Consider the following 18,086-nt stretch of genomic DNA (forward strand, 5'->3'; position numbering starts at 1 on the left):
CGATTTGATTTGGCCAAAGCAAAATGACCTGATTATCAATTTTTTCTGGACAATATCCATTAATCATTCTATCTTTTTTTCCGCGGCACATAAGCCCTATTATTTTTTGTACTATTCATATTATTTTAAGGAGAATTCTCTTGCTAAAACGATTACCTTTGTTCTGTTCACTCGTCCTTTTTGTCACCCTTGCCATTGGTTGCGGTGGTCCCAAGAAAATAAACAAATCCGATAACAACAGTGCGGCCGGAAATATATCAGTCCTATCATTGCGTGGGGATACAAAGGATATGACCCAGGATCAGATTGTTGAACTTCAGCGTGTGGGTGTCTGGATGGATAAGGATATCATCAAACAATTGAACAGAAGCGGATATAAGGCAAACCTGATCAAGTCCCGGCAGGATTTTAAAGGCCCCGGTCATCTGATGATCATCGACGTGGCCAAATTTAATCCCGGCAACAGAGCCGCAAGAACGTTTGTCGGCTTTGGCGCAGGCGGGTCCTCATTGGACCTGCATTACAAGTTGCTGGACAGCGCCGGCACTGTCCTTAGTACCTGGGATGACGGCGTTGGATCAAGTAAGGGAGGCACTTATTGTGCCCAGACCCTTAACCGTAATGCCATCACCCAACTCAACTCAATTTTGAATAAATAATATAGGCACACCCGCGGTCAAAGAGAGCTTCAGCAGGTTAAAGCTCTCTTTGGCCTCGATCAGGATGCTGCTGCTATCTCCAAAAATCAAAAAAAATGAATCCTTTTAGCGGTATACATAGGGCAGCCTTAAAAAAAGAATGGAATAAACATTCGGGAGCGTTTCATATAGTCGGAGTAAGCAGGACCGAAATAGGTACAATTTTCCGTTTCTTCAATCTTGGCTGTGGCCAGCAGGCAGGCACAGACAACGAAAACCAGGCCACCACCAAAAGGGGATATATGTTTTAAAAATGTTCCCCAGGCCAAAAAAAGCAATGAGCTGTACATGGGATGCCGGATGTATTTATATGTCCCGGTTACCACCAACCTGGTTGTGTTTTCAAAAGCGAAATTCTCTGCCTGGGCGTTTGCTCTTCTCGAACCCCCTTTTGTTTTTAACTGGTAAAGCCCTTGAAAGACAAGTGCCGCTGAAACACTCAAAAAACACCAAGAGAGCAACTGAAGATAGGATAATGGATCATAAAACCAAAAGGGCAGGTTCAAACAAACAAGCGTTAAAATCCCTTCGAACGCAAAAAAACGATAAAATCCATGGGACCGCACATTTTTTAGAGGGTTTTTGGACACGATCATAAAAAAAAGTGTTCCAAATACAAACAAAGCAATGCGGTTCGCAATTATGACTTCCAAAATTATCTTCCTCAAATAGTTTAACAAAAGAATAGGAGCCTATCCCTTTCGAGAATCCCAGTCAATTGTTTAATTTTCCCCCTTGTGAAGGGCTTAAAATTTTCGTATCATGCGCCGCTAATGAAAATTTGCTACACAATTTAGGAGGCGAGACTAAGGGTCTGCTTTATACTAAAGGCAGGCATGTGCCATATTAATGATGCGTCAAACAAGCAAAGCAGTTATAACGGGGATGGGATGTTTATCTGGTGCAGGGGATACCCTCCAAGACAATATGACATCCTTATTTAATGCGGTTCGTAATTTTGCTGCTCCCCAACGGTTTTCCACGGACCATGTCCATCCATATCCGGTTTTTGAAGTTCAAAAAAAAAGGGGCGACCCAAACCGGCCTGTGGATCCTCTGTTGAGTCGTACCTGTTCCCTGATGCTTGCCGCAGCTCAAGAGGCTATATCCCAGTCCGGTCTCGGTGAAAATCATTTTCTCAACAAACGAATCGGGATCTGTATCGGAACCTCGGTGGGCAGCACCCCCAATGCCATTGATTTTTACGATAACTTTAGATCTCTGCGGTCTCCTGAATTAGGACCGGTACACCGTTTTCTTTCCAGCAACCCAGCGGCCTGCCTGGCGCGGGAATATGGAACAAACGGGCCGGTTCAGACCGTTGTGAACACCTGTTCTTCAGGAACAGATGCCATTGGAATTGCATCTTCATGGATTTCCCAGGACCTGTGCGACATTGTTCTTGCCGGTGGTGCAGATGAGCTTTCCAAGGTTTCCTATAATGGGTTTGCCTCTCTGATGATCCTGGACCCTGAATGTTCGAAGCCCTTTGACAAAAACCGGGCTGGCCTGAATCTGGGCGAGGGAGCAGGAATAATGGTCCTGGAATCAGTCAATATGGCAAAAAAAAATGGTCACAGGGTTCTCGGGAAAATACTAGGTTATGGTTCAGCATGTGACGGATATCATCTTGTCTCTCCCCACCCCGACGGACGTGGCCTTAAAACGGCCATTGATCAGGCATTGGGGTTTAGCAAGACGAACAAACAAGAGATTTGCTTTGTCAATGCCCACGGTACCGGCACCCTGGAAAATGACAGGGTGGAAAGCATTGTGTTGGCAAGAGCACTTGCAGGGATCCCTTTTTTTTCAACAAAGGGATGTACCGGTCACACCCTTGGAGCGGCCGGGGCCATTGAGGCTATTTATACCCTTGCCTGTCTCAACAAACAACAAATTCCCCCAAGTGTCGGATTTGCAACACCTGCCCTGGATATGCCTGCCTCCCCAGTTTCTGAGACCCTGGCAATAAACGGATCCATTGGGATTTCCCAATCCCTGGCCTTTGGGGGAAACAATTCTGTTTTGGTCATTGAAGGAAGGCAAGATTAAATGGATATTCAGGTGCGGGGCATCGGTCCTTTGGGGGGATTTGGAGCGGGAATCTGCCAATTGGAAAGACGCATTGATGGTCGCTGTGATATCACGCCTGAAATGCTAACCATTGAAAAAAATAAACAATTGATGACCCTTGCCTGTTTTAAGGCAGACACCTCACGACTCATTGAATTTATCTCCCCTAAAAAGCTTCGGCGGATAGACCATCTATCTCGTATGGCCCTGCTTGGAGCAGGGTTAGCAATTGCAGATGCCAAGCTTTCCCCCAAAGAACTTGAAGAGACCGGCATTATTCTTGCCACAGGATATGGTGCTTTGGAAACCGGTTTTTCTTTTTTGTCTTCCTTTCTCGACAAGGGGGATCAATTGAGCAAACCGACTCTTTTTTCCAATTCCGTTCACAATGCTGCGGCTGCCTATATTTCCATTTCTTTTGGTATCAAAGGGCCCAGCCTTTCTGTGAGCCAGTTTGATCTGTCGTTTTCATCGGCATTGTTGACCGCCATGCTCTGGATAGAAGAAGGGCGGACGAAATCGGTTCTGGTGGGAGGGGTTGACGAATACTGCGATGTTCTGGGATATGCTGCCGCAAATTTGTATGCCGCCAAGAACACTCAACCGCCTACCCTGGGCGAAGGCGGGTGCTTTTTTGTGCTGTCCAAGTCAAGCGTCTGTAATGAAACAGGATATGCCCAACTTGCCAAAGTGGATATTTTTGATCAAAACAAAACTCCCTTTTTTGCAAAGAACCGGCTTGTGATCATGGGACGCCCTGGATATGGCGCCGGCAATGACATGGCCTTAGATCCTTCATATATCTGCCAGGACACATTATATGGAACTTTCCCTTCTGCTGCTGCCCTTGATATGGGAACCGCCTGTCTTGGGCTTAAAAAGAAAACACTTTTCAATAAAATGACACAACAATCCTGCGGGAAACAAAATTTCGATCCCAATACCATTTTGTGTATAACACCCGGGAATTCCCTTTCGGGAAAAATTACCCTGAAATCAAATAAGAATGAGTTACAATTGCCATGAAAAAGAAAAATGTACCCCAGGACCCGGGGATCATAGAAAATTACGGACATGAGCTTTGCTATGCTGTGGACAATGAGGGAAAATATACCCTTGTCCCAAGTATCGGCTGGGAGCCAAAAAACATTGCCAACAAACAGGCCTGGCAAGTTATAGACCAGGAGATTGAACTGGCCCTTGGCGAAATAAACAAAGGCCATAAAAGCCCCATAGCCTATTATATGGCAAAGCACCAAATGGATATCGGACTGCTTGCCAATTACATGGGACTCTATCGCTGGCAGGTAAAACGACATTTAAAACCTGCTGTCTTCAAACGGTTAAAGGAAAAAACCCTTAAGGCCTATGCAGATCTTTTTGATCTTTGTGTTTCCGACCTTGGATCTGCCCTACCCCATAACAGTCAATCAACAGGTAAATAGGCTTAATGAAACTTGATTTTGTACATACCCAGTCTGCCCATTGTGAATGCGGCGTTACGGCAAACCTGATCAACCATGAATTTAAGAATACCGGTCAGACCCTTTCAGAGGCAATGACCTTTGGCCTTGGCCAGGGGATATTTTTTGGATATCTGCCCTTCATCAAGGTGAACAAACTGCCCTTGACAACCTTTCGTTGTCCTGTGGGCAACATTTTTAAAGGGGTGACCAAATCCCTTGGGATGTCGGTCAAATGGCAAAAATTTTCCAATGCAGCAAAGGCCATGGATGCCCTTGACCGGGAACTTGAAAAGGGTAATCCAGTTGGGTGCAGAACCGGCGGTTATTGGCTTCCTTATTTTCCGCCTTCCCTGCGGTTTCATTTTAATATGCACAATATAGTTGTCATTGGCAAACAGGGGAACAATTACCTGATCAGCGATCCTGTTTTCCCCGCCATGGTGGAGTGTCCGGCAAAGGATCTTGCCATTGCCCGTTTTGCAAAGGGAGCCTTGGCCCCTAAGGGCAGCATGTATCAAATCACAAAGGTTCCGGATCATCTGCAACTTGAGCCAGCTATAATTAATAGTATAAAAGGCGCGGCAAAAGCCATGGTAAAAACCCCGATTCCCTTTCTGGGTGCCCGGGGCATACGCTTTTTAGCAAACCGACTGGAGAACTGGCCCAAAAAATTTGATCATACCACCACCATCCTCCTTCTAGGCCAACTGATCCGGATGCAAGAAGAAATCGGCACCGGCGGCGGCGGTTTTCGGTTTATGTACTCCGCCTTTCTCCAGGAGGCAGCCCCCATTCTGGGTGACAAGAGGTTACTTGCGGTGTCCGAACAATTAACAGCCTCGGGAGATACCTGGCGGCGATTTGCCGTAAAGGCGGCAAAAAATTGCAAAGGCCGAGCAAAGGCCGAGGATTCTTTCCAGGCCATGAAAGAGACCTTATACACCTGTGCCGACATTGAAACCCAAGCCTTTAAGGAGCTGATTGACATTGTCCGCTGATCATTCCATACCGGTTCTTGAGGTGAATGGCCTTGGTAAGCGCTATAAAGGCGCCAGAACCCCTGCGGTCAACAACCTGGATTTTACCGTGGAAAAAGGAGAAATCTTCGGATTTCTCGGCCCCAATGGCGCAGGTAAAACCACAACGATTTCTATCATGTCTACTCTGATGAAACCCAGCAGGGGACAGGTTAAAATCTGCGGCATCGATATTCAAAAAAAACCGGTTGAGGCCAGAAAACACATTAGCCTGGTGCCACAAGAAATTGCCCTTTACCATGAGCTTACCGGAAAAGAAAACCTGAAATATTTCGGTGCCATGTATGGCCTTGATAAAAAAACACTGGCGCAAAAAATATCCACGGCATTGGAAACATTTGATATTAAAGCATATGAAAACCAGCGCATCAGCCGCTGCTCCGGTGGTATCAAACGCCGCTTCAACCTTGCCTGCGGCATTCTTCATGACCCTGCTCTTATTTTTTTGGATGAGCCCACCGTGGGCATGGATGTCCATTCAAGAAACACCTTGCTTGCGCAGATCCGGTCCCTGAGCGATAGGGGCAGCACCATCGTTTACACCACCCATTATATGGAAGAGGCCCAAAACATATGTTCCAGGGTATTGATTATGAACAAGGGGATCTGCCTTGCCGAAGGATCTCCTGCCAATCTTGTTCAAAAAGAACCTTCCTGCCGCAATCTTGGAGATTTATTTTTGTCCATCACCGGAAAGCGGCTTGGTGATTGATATGAGAAAATTACTGACCGCATTTCAAAAAGAACTGATTCTGCTGCTGCGTGACCGCACAGGGATTGCACTGTTATTTCTCATGCCGTCTGTTCTGGTGCTGATCATCTGCCTGGTCCAGGAAAAAGTGTTGAATCCAACCACCCAGTTATTGATCCTGGACAATGACAAGGGGGTTATCGGCCAGTTTATATCCAAGGGGGCCTCCAAATCCGAAAACATCAAGGTCGTTATGGCCTCTGATCTGGGAATTATCACCGGGGCCCAAGCAAAACAGGCTGTCAACAGGGGCGAGTTCCAATTTAGTATTGTTATCCCCCAGGGATGCTCGGCATTTTCCATCCAAAAAGCCCGTCAATTTATTGACCTTGCCACCGGCAGAGACAATCTTAACACGCCACCAAAAGAAAACGGGCCGGCCAAGGACAGCCAGCTCGAAAATACGCCTGACAAGGGGCCTGAAAAATCCATCATTCTCTATTTTGACCCTTCTGTGCAGGGGGGATTTCGGGCAGCAGTTTTAACGGCGGTATCAAAGGTGCTGTTGTGCATGGAATACCAGATCAAATTAGAACATGTGCTCTCTCTTCTATCTCCAGGTCAGAACAATAGCGCAAAAAAGACAAAGATAGAGGACAACTCGCCCTGGTTTGATATTTCAGAAATATGGGCAACGGAATTTGGCTTTATTACCATGCCCACATCGGTACAGCAGAATGTTCCGGCCTGGGCCTTGTTCGGGATCTTTTTTATCTGTGTTCCCCTGTCAGGTTCCCTGATCAAAGAACGGGACAATAAAATCCTTGACCGCTTAAATACCATGCCGGTTTCCAGCGGTATCCTGATGACCGGAAAAATCTTAGCCTACCTCCTTGTATGCCTGGTTCAATTTTTCATGATTTTTCTCATTGGAAAATTTGTACTCCCCTCAATGGGTCTTCCGGCTTTTTCAATGGGCAATCAGCTGCCGGCTGTGACCCTCATTGTCCTGGCTACGGCCATGGCCGCCACAGGCTATGGTATCTTGCTGGGAAGTGTGGCCAGAACCTTTGAACAGGCCATCGTTCTAGGACCCACATCCATTGTGATTGCAGCCGCCCTTGGGGGGGTCATGGTGCCGGTATATCTGATGCCTGAACCCATGCAGGTGATAAGCAATATCTCGCCCCTTGCCTGGGCCCTGGATGGATTTTACGATATTTTTTTGCGGGGAAAACAATTTGAAGCGGTTGTACCGAATGCGGCCTGCCTTTTTGGCTTTTCCGCCATTACCATAGCCATTGCACAGGGTGTGATGAAATTTAAAAAATAAGGAAGATACAAACGGATGCTGGAAAAAGGACTGCTGGAAAAAGAACTGCTGAATGCCATTGTTGATATCTGTGATATCCGGGAAGATATTCCCGAGAACCTATCTTTTGAAACCCCACTTATCGGGCCGGACTCCATTCTGGGACTGGATTCTTTGGATGCTGTAGAAATAGTTGTCATGATCCAGGATAAATACGGTATCCGGCTCCAGGGTCAGGATCAGGGCCGCCAGATTTTGTCATCTCTCAGGTCTCTGGCAGATTTTATCCGATCAAAAAAAACGCCAAGTATTTGATACCCGCCATCCTATCCTGATAAAAAACTTCGCCCTTCTTGTTCTAAATTATATTTTGCCAATGGGTGTTTGAGGAGATAAATATTCCCCAAACACCCATTTTATAGGATCACCTAAGATCACCGTTAAAAATTGTCTTTTGGCCTAGGTTTTGTACCGAAAAAACCGTTTAATTTATACCACTGTCAGCAGCATGAAACAGTGGGAAAATCGTCCGCTTTCCGGAATAAAGCACAAAATTTTCTCACCGGGTGTTAATCTGCCTGATTTAAACAATTCTTCCATAATAATATAAATGGATGCCGACCCTGTGTTGCCGGTATAGGGAAGATTGGTGAACCATTTGTCATAGGGTATCTCAAACCCAATTTCCTTCATGACATCATAAAATTTTGCCCTAAAATAATGGGATGAATAGTGGGGCAGATACCAGTCGATATCTTCGGGTGTTATCCCCCGTTTTTTGGCCACCTGTCCAAGGGTTCTCCCCATGGTTTTTACAATCTGACTTCCAAGAAGTTTGGTGTCCTGTTTTACAGCCAGCAAGTTTTGCTTTGCTGCATCAACACTGGAAGAAGCCTCCCTCCACCCAAAAATAGAGCCATCCTCGTTTTGTTTGCCACCGGCATACATACAGGTGGGCAATTCCCCTGCAAAGGAAAGAGAATCGATCCATTCGATTTTTAAAGAAATACCATCTGCATTAGGGATCTTGGAAACAAATGCCGCACCTGAACCATCAGACAGCATCCAGCGAAGAAAATCCGCATTAAATGCCAGAATCGGTTGATTTTGAATGTCGGCATTGGGGTCTACGGCCGGGGTAAAAAAATTGGCCCGCATGAAAGAAGAGGAAAGTTCAGACCCTGTACTAACGGCATTGGCAGAGGCACCGCTTGCAACAGACATGTAGGCATATTTAAGAGCGGACATACCGGCCAGACAAATACCCGCCGTTGACACGGCCTCACAGGGGTTAATTCCGAGCTCTCCAAGCACCATCATGGCATGGCCCGGCATTATCAGGTCAGGGCTTGTGGTTCCACAGCAAAGTGCCTGGATCTCATCCAAGCCGAATCCATCATAGGGCATCAGCCGTTTAACCGCTTCGGCGGTCAGCTGAGCATTGGTGTGGGTAAAATTGCCCGTCAAAGGGTCAATGGCATAGTACCGTTTTTCAATCTTATTATTGGCAAGCATTCTTTCCTTGGTCAAAGAGGGGATATCCTTTATTTTACCAAGCACCGTCTCTATTTGATCATTGGTAACAGGGGCATTGGGAAGAAAGCTTGAAAGGTCTGTAATATAAGCATTCTGGGTCATTAATTCTTTCCTTTGATTACGATTGTTTTGCAATTAATTTTGGGTAATATGGCTGTGGAATTTTTTAAAAAGTCCGGCATACAGGGTATAAAACTCTTCTTTTTCAAGTGCTGTCCGTGTCACAGCATTTGAGAATGTATAATAGGCCAGATCAAAAATCTCAATCTCATCTTTCATGCGCTGATACAAGGGAGTTCCGGGGATGGGCGTCAAAATTGAGGGAACAGGCAATTGGATTTCATGGGTGTCAATAAAGTCTTCCAGGGCTTTAAAATCAGACCGGCCATAATCCGGGGAGACAATGAAATCACCGATAACCTTAAGCCCAGTTTTTTTTAGGTGCTTGAGGGCCTTAATATTTGTTTCGACACTGCTTTTTTTATTAAATTGATTTAACCGCTGGTTGTCTATTTCTTCAAATCCAATAACAACAGCCGCAAGGCCTGCCTTCTGCCACAAGTCGATTACATCCGGGTGATTTACAACCGTGTCGGCTCTCACATCGACCACAATTTGTTTTTTCACTCCCGATGCAATGATGGCAGCGGCAAATTTCCTGGCAAAGGAAATATTTCCAAAGGTATTGGCATCAACACAACGGATCAAAGATACGGTATTCAGGCGTTTCATGCAGTCAATGGACGCTTCAATGGAATGGGTCAGGTAGCGCCCCCCTGTAATGGTCGGAATAGAGCAAAATGCGCAGGAATGAACGCAACCAAATGCAGTGACCACAAAACCTGCTTTTCCTATACCGCCCATCACATAGGTATCCCGATAGTCTTCCACAAGGTCATACCGGGGGGGATGTTCGTCCACCAGATCTTCAATGGTATATTGCCTGGGGATTAAGTTAAGACGAGTGCCGGGGCAGGTTTTGGCTATCCCCGGAATCCGGACCTGCTGCGAGGTATCAATGGCAGTGACAAGATCTCTAAAGCTTTTTTTTGCCAAACCGCAGACAACGTAATCAATGCCTTTCACATTAAAATAATCAGGATCACAGGAGGCGTGGTGACCACCGGCTACAATTACCGGAGCATCCTGCTTCGTCTCTTTTTTTATCTGTTGGGCAATGGCAATAAGGGCATCTGCTTCACAGGTGACACAAGTAATACCCACAAGATCGGGCGCAAATCGGTTTATGGTTTCCATGAGGGCAGATGCAGGCTCAACTTTGAGATCCAGTATGGCCACATCATGGTCATACAGGTTGCCGGCAAGGACTTCAAGTGCCAGGGGCTCGCCTTTAAAAATGGCTTTTATGGAAGTGATTCCATATTGCTCTTCGGGAATACTTCTCCCTAAATTGGGCGGATTTATTAATAATATTTTCATACGCCATCCCCCTTTTTCATTATGGACAAACTGTTGGGCCTATGAAAAAATAAATTTTCTTTCGATACCCTGGCCGATTTCAATAACCATTGGGGCAGTTCAATTGATCCGTGGGAACCTTGTCTTTGGATTGGTGCTTTTTTCATCCGGGATATTTCCTAATCGTATTTATGTGGTGGCAAAAAAGTTAATATAAAACAATTTGTTTAAATTAATTCAAGTTTTAATTTATTTTATTCATTATTCGCTGGACATGATTTCCTCTACTTTAGATGGAATCACTGCTGTCGATATTTCCGACAAGGCTATCAACAGACCCAAATAACCAGTGTCTTAATAATGGAATAAACCGGCATGGCCCTATCCTATGCCTTTGCCTTTCTTGTGGCCAGGTACACATTGGCGACAAAAATCAAAAAGGCCCCGATCCATCCGGACAGGGATAAGGAAGGATCCATGGCAATGAAAGGACCTAACATGGCTGCCAGTAAAATCCGGGTGGAAGAGATGATCCCCCCTTCAAGGGCTGAGACATACTTGAATCCGACGGTCAAAAGATATTGACCGGCAATGGCAACGGCGGAGCACCAAAAAAGATAGTTTAATTCCTCAATAGTGAGGATGCGCATCTGGTTGTAAAAAAGGCAAAACACGATCACCGTACCCACACCAAACATGAAAAAAAGTGTGGTATGGGTATCATGGACCTGACGAGACAGGTTCAGATACATGATGGCAACGGCCGCGCTGACACCGGAACCGATGCCCCACAAAGAATTATAATCAAAGGCCATCTTGCCAGGGGCCAATATAAGCCACACCCCGGCAAAGGCTATTATCACAATGAAAATTGCCACAGGGTCCCGTTGGGTCTTGAAAAATATCCATGAAAAAATGGCAATAAACAAGGGATAGGTCATGTTTAAAATATTGGCCTGGGCAACCGAGGTCAGTTCAACCCCCTTAAAAAAGCAATAGACAGCCAGGCAATTGCCAAGGGCACGGCCGATGAGCAGGCGTTTTTTGACAATCTTGATTTTATGTCCCCCTATTCCCATGACCAGGAGAACCGTGGCGAACCCGATAATGAAACGGGCAAAGGTGAACAGGGAAGAATCAATTTTAAGCCCGGCCATGCTGGACCATTTGATGATAACCGTGGCCAGGTAAAAGCAGAAAGCTGACCCGAACACTGCCAGACATCCCATGATTGTTTTGGTGTCCATTGGGTTTATTTTTTAAAAATTAAGGGTTTGGGTAAATTTAAGTTTGTTAATCATTCTTGAAATTGATACCTTTTGATGATACTTCAATCCCTTGCGGAAATAATTTTGTAAAGAACATATAAAATGAAAAAAGACAATAAAAACTTTCAAATCCAGATTATCCCCCTGAGGGATGAAATCGATGCCATAGATGCCAACATTCTATCTCTGCTTGCCCGGCGCCAGGCCCAGGTGGAAAAGGTGGTGGCCCTGAAAAAAGTCCACAGCATCCCCGTATACCACCCGGCAAGGGAGGAAGATCTGATCTCCAGACTCAGGCTTCAATCACAAAACCATGGAATGGATCCTGATTTCATGGAAGATCTTTACCGGGTAATCCTCCGTCAGTCCCGGGTAAACCAGACCCAGAAGATGGAAGTAAAAGGGGTTCTCCCAGATGCCAAAGTCCTTGTCATTGGGGGAGAAGGCCAGATGGGAGGCCTGTTTGCAAGTCTGTTTATTAAATCAGGATACGAGGTAAAAATTCTAGCAGAACACAACTGGGATCATGCCCGTGACCTTTGCAAAGACATTGATCTGGCACTGGTCTGTGTCCCCATTGAACGAACAGTCCAGGTCATTGAAAGAATCAGCCCCTTTCTACCGTCCAAGGCCCTTCTGGCAGATCTGACCTCCATAAAAAAAGAACCGGTTGCCCGGATGCTGTCGGCCCACAAAGGACCTGTATTGGGGGTTCATCCCCTGTTCGGCCCCACCATGAGCTGTCTTGACAAACAGATCATCGTGGTCACCCCGGGAAGGGACCCAGCTGCCAGTAAGTGGTTTACAGAGCAATTGGGCCTGTGGGGAGCGGTGATTGTCGAATCCACCCCCGAGGAGCATGATGAAATCATGGAAATTGTCCAGGCATTGCGCCATTTTGCCACCTTCTGCTTTGGTGACTTTCTCTGCCACCGCAAGGCAAAACTGTCACGAACCCTGGAATTTTCAAGCCCCATTTACCGCCTGGAGCTGGGTATGGTGGGCCGGCTTTTTGCCCAGGACCCTGCCTTGTATGCTGAAATTATATTTGCCACCAAGGAGCGGCGGTCCCTGTTAAAGAAATTTATTCTCTCCCTTAGCCGCCATGTGGAAATGCTGGAAACAAACAACAAGCAGTTGTTTGTTGACCAGTTTGCCCATGTGGCCCAGTGGTTCGGCCCCTTCAGTGATCAGGCCATGCGGGAGAGCACCTTTCTCATTGACAAGCTCATCGAACGGTTTTGACAAACCTGGTTCTGATAGAACCGGGATTTAATACCCCTCTTTTTTCCCTGTCGGGTCATTTCAATTTTCTTGACCATATTGTTTTAATTTATTCAGCAGGGTTTTTCGGGTGATTCCCAGGCGCCGGGCTGTTTCGCTCTTGTTCCCGCCAGCGGATTCCAGGGTGGATAAGATAGCACTTTCCTCTACCTTTGACAGGGAAATATTTTCAAGACCCGCGCCCAAAATTGGTTCTTTGGAATCCTCGGCAATAATAAAGGAAAGATCTTCTTTGCAGATATAATCGGACCGGGACAGCACCACCCCCCGTTCAACTGCATTCATCAACTCCCGGACATTGCCCGGCCAGGAATATCGAATCATGGCGTCCATGGCATCGGCGGAAAACCCCTGGATATCGCGTTTATTTTTCCGGGAAAACCGGGTTAAAAAATGCAGAGCCAGTTCCGGGATATCCTCGGGCCGCTTCCCCAGGGGCGGAATATCAATACTAACCACATTAAGCCGATAATAGAGATCCTGCCGGAATGTCCTATTGGCTGCCATTGTCTTCAGGTCCCGGTTGGTGGCGGCAATGATCCGGACATCTACTCGGATGTTCTGGTCACCGCCCACGGGGGTGAATTCCTTTTCCTGGATCACCCGCAATAATTTGGCCTGCATGGCCAGGCTCATCTCCCCGATTTCATCCAAAAGGATACTCCCCCGATCTGCCAGGAGAAATTTGCCCTTTCTTCGCCTGTCGGCCCCGGTAAACGCCCCTCGTTCATGGCCGAACAATTCCGATTCCAAAAGGGTTTCCGTGATGGCGGCGCAATTGATTCGGATAAAGGGTTGGTCCTTTCGGGGGCTGTTATAATGAAGCGCTGAGGAGACCAACTCCTTTCCGGTTCCAGATTCCCCTGTGACCAATACATTGGCGTCGGTGGGTGCCACCATGTGAATGGTATCCAAAAGAGCTGCCATGGCGGGGCTCTTGCCCAGGATATCATGGGCAAAAGCCGCCTGCTTCAGCCTGTTTTTCAAAGATTTATTTTCTGTTTTCAAAAATATTCTCTCAAGAACTCTATCAACGGTGAGTTTGAGCTTGTCAAAATCAAGGGGTTTGGTCAGATAGTCATAGGCCCCTATTTTCAGGGCCTTGACCGCCGTGTCCACCGAGGAATAGGCCGTCATGATGATCACGGGCAGAGAAGGATTATACCCATGGATCAGTTGCAAGGCCTCCATGCCCGACATCTTTACCATCTTCATATCCAAAAGCACCATATCAAAGGCCTCAGCCCTGACCATCTCCACCCCCACATCCCCGTCACCCGCCAGAAAAACCTGGTACCCCCAATCGGTCATCAGGGTTTTGAGCATCCTTGCATGGGCGGCATCATCATCCACCACCAGTATTTTATTTTTGGTCATATGGTTCCTCTTCCTTCGGGCTTTCCTGGACAATACGAGGCAACCGGATCATAAACCGGCTACCCTTTTTCCTGTCACTTTCCACCCGGATATCTCCTTTAAGGTTTTCAACAATTCTGTGAACAATGGAAAGGCCCAGACCCGTCCCTTCTGGCCGGGTGGTAAAATAGGGATCAAACACCTCATCCAAATGTTCTTTGTCAATGCCAGCCCCATTGTCGGTCACATGGATTTCAAGACCATTGCCATCGGGTAAGGCCAATAGATCCACCGTAAGCTTCCCCCCCACTTCCATGGCATTGATGGCATTCATATATAAATTGAGCAGAATCTGGTTCATCCGGTCCGGATCTGTCCGAAAACTTGTCTTGTCGGTCTGGATATTAACAATGGCCTCAATGGATTTTTTGTCCAGGTCATGGCGGACCAGTTTCAGGGAGTGGGAGATCAAATCATCCACCTGGACCACCCTGTTCTCCACGGCCATGGGTTTGGCAAATTCCAACAGCTGGGTAATGGACCGATTGATGCGCTCCACCTCCTGAACCATTATCTGTGCAGTCTCCCTGTCCTGGGAATTGTTCGCATACCGTTTACCAAAATAGGTGGCAAACCCTTTAATGGAACTTAAGGGGTTTCTGATCTCGTGGGCTACACCCCCGGCAAGTTTACCAATAGCCGCAAGATGGCGGGTGGTTTCCACCTCTTTTTTCAATTCCCTCAGCTGAGTCATATCCCGGAACAAAAACAAAAACCCCAAAACATGCTCCTCATCGTCCAAAATAGGCGAGGCCGTCATATCCAGCCGCAGTTCTCCAGGGGTTCCCGCCCTGGAGGTTCCCTTCCGGAGGGTCACTTCCCGGGAAACTGGTTTCCCCAGGGTCTCCATCTCAGCGACCAGTTGAATCATCTGTGGAAAGGGTTTTTCTGGCACCTGTCCAAAAATTTCTTTGGCCGCCCTGTTCATGGAAGTGATCCTGTGGCCCTGATCAATGGCCACCAGACCTGCTGGCATATTCTGGACCACATTATCGGAAAATGCCTGGACGCTGGTCAAGGACGCCTTGGCAGATCGATAGGCCTGGAAAGAAAAGAGACCGATCATGCCAATGCACCCGACCAGAAAAAAAAGGAATCCCCGGCCAATGGTCTGCTTTCGCAAATGCGCCTGGGCCCGGCTGGCCCGGGCCATGGAAAGGCCTGCAAATATATAATGCTCGGTCATCCCGGAAAAATTGGGTTCAACGCAGGGCTTTTCCGGGCAATCCATTGGGGAATCCCCATCCCCTCGTACCTCCAAAGGCGCCCCCCCATATTTCCCAGGTTTCCCCTCCCTGTATCCTCGTCCCATACCGTGCATGGGTTTATGCCTATTCCGGAATCCAATGGTCAGGGGGGTAAACCGCTTAAACACCTCAAAAACCGGGCGATCCTCGATCTGTCGGGTCCGATGGGCGACCAGAAGGGTGTCCCCCTGAACAGCCGTGATATCCGGCATGGCATCAAAGATCTTGCCCACCTGGGTGGCATCGCTGTGGGCCAGGATTTCTCCGGACCTTGAAGTGATCATGATATAATCAATATCCGGCTGAATAGCCGTTTCCAGCAGCATGGACTGAATTCTCTTAGCCCCCCACTGCATGGTCAGCATCCCGGTCCGGGTTCCGGCCTCAAAGGTTCTGATCAGAGAAATCCCCTTAATCAATAACCGATCCTTTATATACTCCTTTTGTCTTTCCATGCGATCCAGGGTCATAAAGGCAAAAATGGGCAATAGCACCACCAAAACCCCTGCCATCATAAACGGAGAAATAAAAGAGGTATTTTTTTTATTAAATAGTTTCATAACGGTTATCTTCTTTGCAAAAACGATACCATTTCCTATTTGCTTAAAAATCAGTGGGTTTCAGCGTTCACCCCAGACGAGCTGTATAAATTATACTCACTTTTATACCCGGTATCGGGTAAAAAGTATACAAAACATATGATTCTAATTGTACCTTCCAAGATTGGTTGTGCAAGAAAAAAGAATATGACCACCCCATAGAAGATGACTGGAGCTGATTTATCAAGTGGGCCTTGAACCCGAATATCAGTTGGGGGGAGACTCAGAACAGAACAGACTTACGATACAGGCTACCAGGAATGCCCCTGCAAGGCAGGCCAGGACGAACACCCCGGCAAAGCGCCACCCCAAATATCCCACCAATACCGGCAGGAGAACCGGTTTGATTGAACGGCAACCTATGAAATTAGCAAGGTGGAAGTTGGTGGTGCCTTTTTCCTTCATGCTTTTGAACAGGGGATACCAGGCATAAACAGGGCCCATGGATAAAATACCCGCCAAAGAGGATATGAACAGGCCTTTGATACCTGAACTCTTCCCTAAAAATTGTGTCACTGTTTTAGGGGATAAAAATCGGTTCAGCGCCACCATCATAATAAGACAGAGGCATATGGGCAGAGCAAGATGCCTGAAGATGGAACAGCTTTTGTCAAATGCCTTTTCAGTGTTCTCAGGGGCAAGCAGAAGGCCTATACCATAGAGGCATACAACGCCCAGGGGAAACAGCCACGGCCTTATCATGGCCATCATCCGCTGAAAAATAAACCGTTTTTTTTGATTCATATCCAACCTCCTGCAAACATGGAAATCACACAAGAGACGATTAGGGCCATTATAAATCCGGCAATATTGCGGACCAGGGCAAACCCTGTGCCCAGGGCCTTGGCCTCTGCGGGCAACTGAATCAACCCGACATTGACCCAGGTCAGCATCAATGCCATGATCCCGGAAATCCCCACCCCCATACTAAAAAGACTTTTAGCGATGACATAACTGTTGACCGGATTTCCGGTCAGGACACTTCCCATGCAGGCCCCCCAGAATGAATCCTGAAGAACAGTCCCGGAAAACAGGGAAACAAGCTTTTGTTCAGAAATAAACCCCTGAAACAGCCCCAGGAGAAGAACCACTCCCGTGACCATGGGTAAGAATGCCCTGAACTGGCGCAACCCCATATCCATGGCTACCCTCCATTGATCTTGGGATGAGGGTGTTTCAGACTGGGGATCATGGTTGTTTTGACGGGTGTCCAGAGCATCCATATAATTTTTGACGCTCTCGCCTACCTTGCCTGAGACCTGGGTGACGATCTTAATGCCCTGATCCGCAAATCCACTGACAATAAATGGAGAGATATGGCCAACCAGAATGACCTGGGCGCCCTTATCCATGACCAGGGACAGGGCCCGCACACCAGCTCCAGCCCCTGATGACTGGGATGGCGCATCTATGGCTTCAAAGGACATATCGTAGGTTTCGATGATCAGCAAATACGCTGCTGTTCCTATCTTGTTGGCCACGTAGCCTTCGAGGGTCGGTTCGGTGCTTGGGACTGCTATTTTCATAAAATATCAGGGCTCAACTTTTGTGTATATATTCAAAAAAAACGATGTTGATCCTCTCCCAAAAAAAATGGAGAGCGAGTTAAGCCAATATAACATGAAAACTGGCGGATGAAATATAACAAATATTTTTCTGCGGATATCTTTTACTCCTGAGCCTTTATAGAGCATGACTATTCATGGCTTTGAAAAAAACAGGACTGAAAAAAAATAATTGTTGGGACCTCAAAAAGTTTAAATATTCCTCTTGACCTTGCCTTTCCGAACCTTTATTGTATCTTCCGTTTGTGCATTCGTTGTTGCTGAAGTTGATTTTCTTGCTGCTGCCTGAGCTGTTAATTCTGGTATTCTGATTGTTGTTGATCTTGATCCTGATCCTGATGTTCTGAATGATGCTGACAAATTTGGGCTGGGCAGCTTTTAGCTGCCTGGCCCTTTCTTCTTTTTTTATTATTGTTGACTGAAATTCCAGGTCAAAAAAGCATCTGCCTGGGTATGGAGATACCTGGGTATGGAG

At 46.9% G+C, this 18,086-nt stretch carries 17 protein-coding genes; 9 read left to right on the top strand and 8 right to left on the bottom strand.

Annotated elements, in window-relative coordinates:
• The first annotated feature begins 140 nt into the window (after positions 1–140).
• Entirely contained in the window at positions 141–659 is a 519-nt protein-coding gene (locus tag ACZ45G_RS22195; protein ID WP_464172695.1) for a DUF4410 domain-containing protein, read from the top strand.
• A gap of 128 nt (positions 660–787) precedes the next feature.
• On the opposite strand, the gene ACZ45G_RS22200 is transcribed toward ACZ45G_RS22195, so the two are convergent.
• Positions 788–1,351, bottom strand: coding sequence for a methyltransferase family protein (locus ACZ45G_RS22200; protein WP_464172696.1), 564 nt, complete (start codon positions 1,349–1,351; stop codon positions 788–790).
• Between the two features lie 232 nt (positions 1,352–1,583).
• Between ACZ45G_RS22200 and ACZ45G_RS22205 the strand changes: the two genes are divergently transcribed.
• Genes ACZ45G_RS22205 through ACZ45G_RS22235 form a run of 7 tightly spaced genes read left to right on the top strand, consistent with a single transcriptional unit; the run spans position 1,584 to position 7,592 of the window.
• A complete protein-coding gene (locus tag ACZ45G_RS22205; protein ID WP_464172697.1) occupies positions 1,584–2,750 on the top strand; it encodes a beta-ketoacyl-[acyl-carrier-protein] synthase family protein in 1,167 nt (388 codons plus the stop codon).
• Positions 2,751–3,797, top strand: a complete 1,047-nt coding sequence (locus ACZ45G_RS22210; RefSeq protein WP_464172698.1) for a beta-ketoacyl synthase N-terminal-like domain-containing protein — start codon at positions 2,751–2,753, stop codon at positions 3,795–3,797.
• Entirely contained in the window at positions 3,794–4,216 is a 423-nt protein-coding gene (locus ACZ45G_RS22215) for a DarG family dialkylresorcinol biosynthesis protein (RefSeq protein ID WP_464172699.1), read from the top strand. Before ACZ45G_RS22210 ends, ACZ45G_RS22215 begins: the two co-directional genes overlap by 4 nt.
• Before the next feature lie 5 nt (positions 4,217–4,221).
• Entirely contained in the window at positions 4,222–5,235 is a 1,014-nt protein-coding gene (gene darH, locus ACZ45G_RS22220; RefSeq protein WP_464172700.1) for a BtrH-related acyltransferase DarH, read from the top strand.
• Positions 5,219–5,986: an ABC transporter ATP-binding protein gene (locus ACZ45G_RS22225; RefSeq protein WP_464172701.1), complete on the top strand. Its 768-nt coding sequence runs from the start codon at positions 5,219–5,221 to the stop codon at positions 5,984–5,986. The genes darH and ACZ45G_RS22225 overlap by 17 nt, the downstream gene beginning before the upstream one ends.
• 1 nt (position 5,987) lies before the next feature.
• Positions 5,988–7,298 (top strand): ABC transporter permease, encoded by a 1,311-nt coding sequence (locus ACZ45G_RS22230; RefSeq protein WP_464172702.1) that lies wholly within the window; start codon positions 5,988–5,990, stop codon positions 7,296–7,298.
• A 15-nt stretch (positions 7,299–7,313) separates the two neighbouring features.
• A complete protein-coding gene (locus ACZ45G_RS22235) occupies positions 7,314–7,592 on the top strand; it encodes a phosphopantetheine-binding protein (RefSeq protein ID WP_464172703.1) in 279 nt (92 codons plus the stop codon).
• Positions 7,593–7,766: 174 nt separating this feature from the next.
• On the opposite strand, the gene ACZ45G_RS22240 is transcribed toward ACZ45G_RS22235, so the two are convergent.
• The 3 genes from ACZ45G_RS22240 to ACZ45G_RS22250 all read right to left on the bottom strand — a co-directional run bounded on the left by ACZ45G_RS22240 (position 7,767) and on the right by ACZ45G_RS22250 (position 11,479).
• Positions 7,767–8,915: a beta-ketoacyl-ACP synthase III gene (locus ACZ45G_RS22240; protein WP_464172704.1), complete on the bottom strand. Its 1,149-nt coding sequence runs from the start codon at positions 8,913–8,915 to the stop codon at positions 7,767–7,769.
• 33 nt (positions 8,916–8,948) lie between these two features.
• Positions 8,949–10,253, bottom strand: coding sequence for a B12-binding domain-containing radical SAM protein (locus ACZ45G_RS22245; protein ID WP_464172705.1), 1,305 nt, complete (start codon positions 10,251–10,253; stop codon positions 8,949–8,951).
• Positions 10,254–10,618: 365 nt separating this feature from the next.
• Complete coding sequence (locus tag ACZ45G_RS22250; RefSeq protein ID WP_464172706.1) at positions 10,619–11,479, bottom strand: DMT family transporter; 861 nt, start codon at positions 11,477–11,479, stop codon at positions 10,619–10,621.
• 123 nt (positions 11,480–11,602) lie between these two features.
• Between ACZ45G_RS22250 and tyrA the strand changes: the two genes are divergently transcribed.
• Entirely contained in the window at positions 11,603–12,745 is a 1,143-nt protein-coding gene (gene tyrA, locus ACZ45G_RS22255; RefSeq protein ID WP_464172707.1) for a bifunctional chorismate mutase/prephenate dehydrogenase, read from the top strand.
• A gap of 60 nt (positions 12,746–12,805) precedes the next feature.
• Here tyrA and ACZ45G_RS22260 read toward each other — a convergent pair whose 3' ends face one another.
• The 4 genes from ACZ45G_RS22260 to ACZ45G_RS22275 form a co-directional block, all read right to left on the bottom strand.
• Positions 12,806–14,161 (bottom strand): sigma-54-dependent transcriptional regulator, encoded by a 1,356-nt coding sequence (locus ACZ45G_RS22260; protein ID WP_464172708.1) that lies wholly within the window; start codon positions 14,159–14,161, stop codon positions 12,806–12,808.
• Positions 14,148–16,007: an ATP-binding protein gene (locus ACZ45G_RS22265; RefSeq protein WP_464172709.1), complete on the bottom strand. Its 1,860-nt coding sequence runs from the start codon at positions 16,005–16,007 to the stop codon at positions 14,148–14,150. Before ACZ45G_RS22265 ends, ACZ45G_RS22260 begins: the two co-directional genes overlap by 14 nt.
• Positions 16,008–16,253: 246 nt before the next feature.
• A complete protein-coding gene (locus ACZ45G_RS22270) occupies positions 16,254–16,790 on the bottom strand; it encodes a hypothetical protein (protein ID WP_464172710.1) in 537 nt (178 codons plus the stop codon).
• Positions 16,787–17,572 carry a NifB/NifX family molybdenum-iron cluster-binding protein gene (locus ACZ45G_RS22275; RefSeq protein ID WP_464172711.1) on the bottom strand — a complete coding sequence of 262 codons (786 nt, stop codon included), beginning with the start codon at positions 17,570–17,572 and terminating at the stop codon, positions 16,787–16,789. Before ACZ45G_RS22275 ends, ACZ45G_RS22270 begins: the two co-directional genes overlap by 4 nt.
• Positions 17,573–18,086 lie beyond the last annotated feature (514 nt).

It is taken from the genome of Desulfoconvexum algidum (assembly GCF_055382125.1).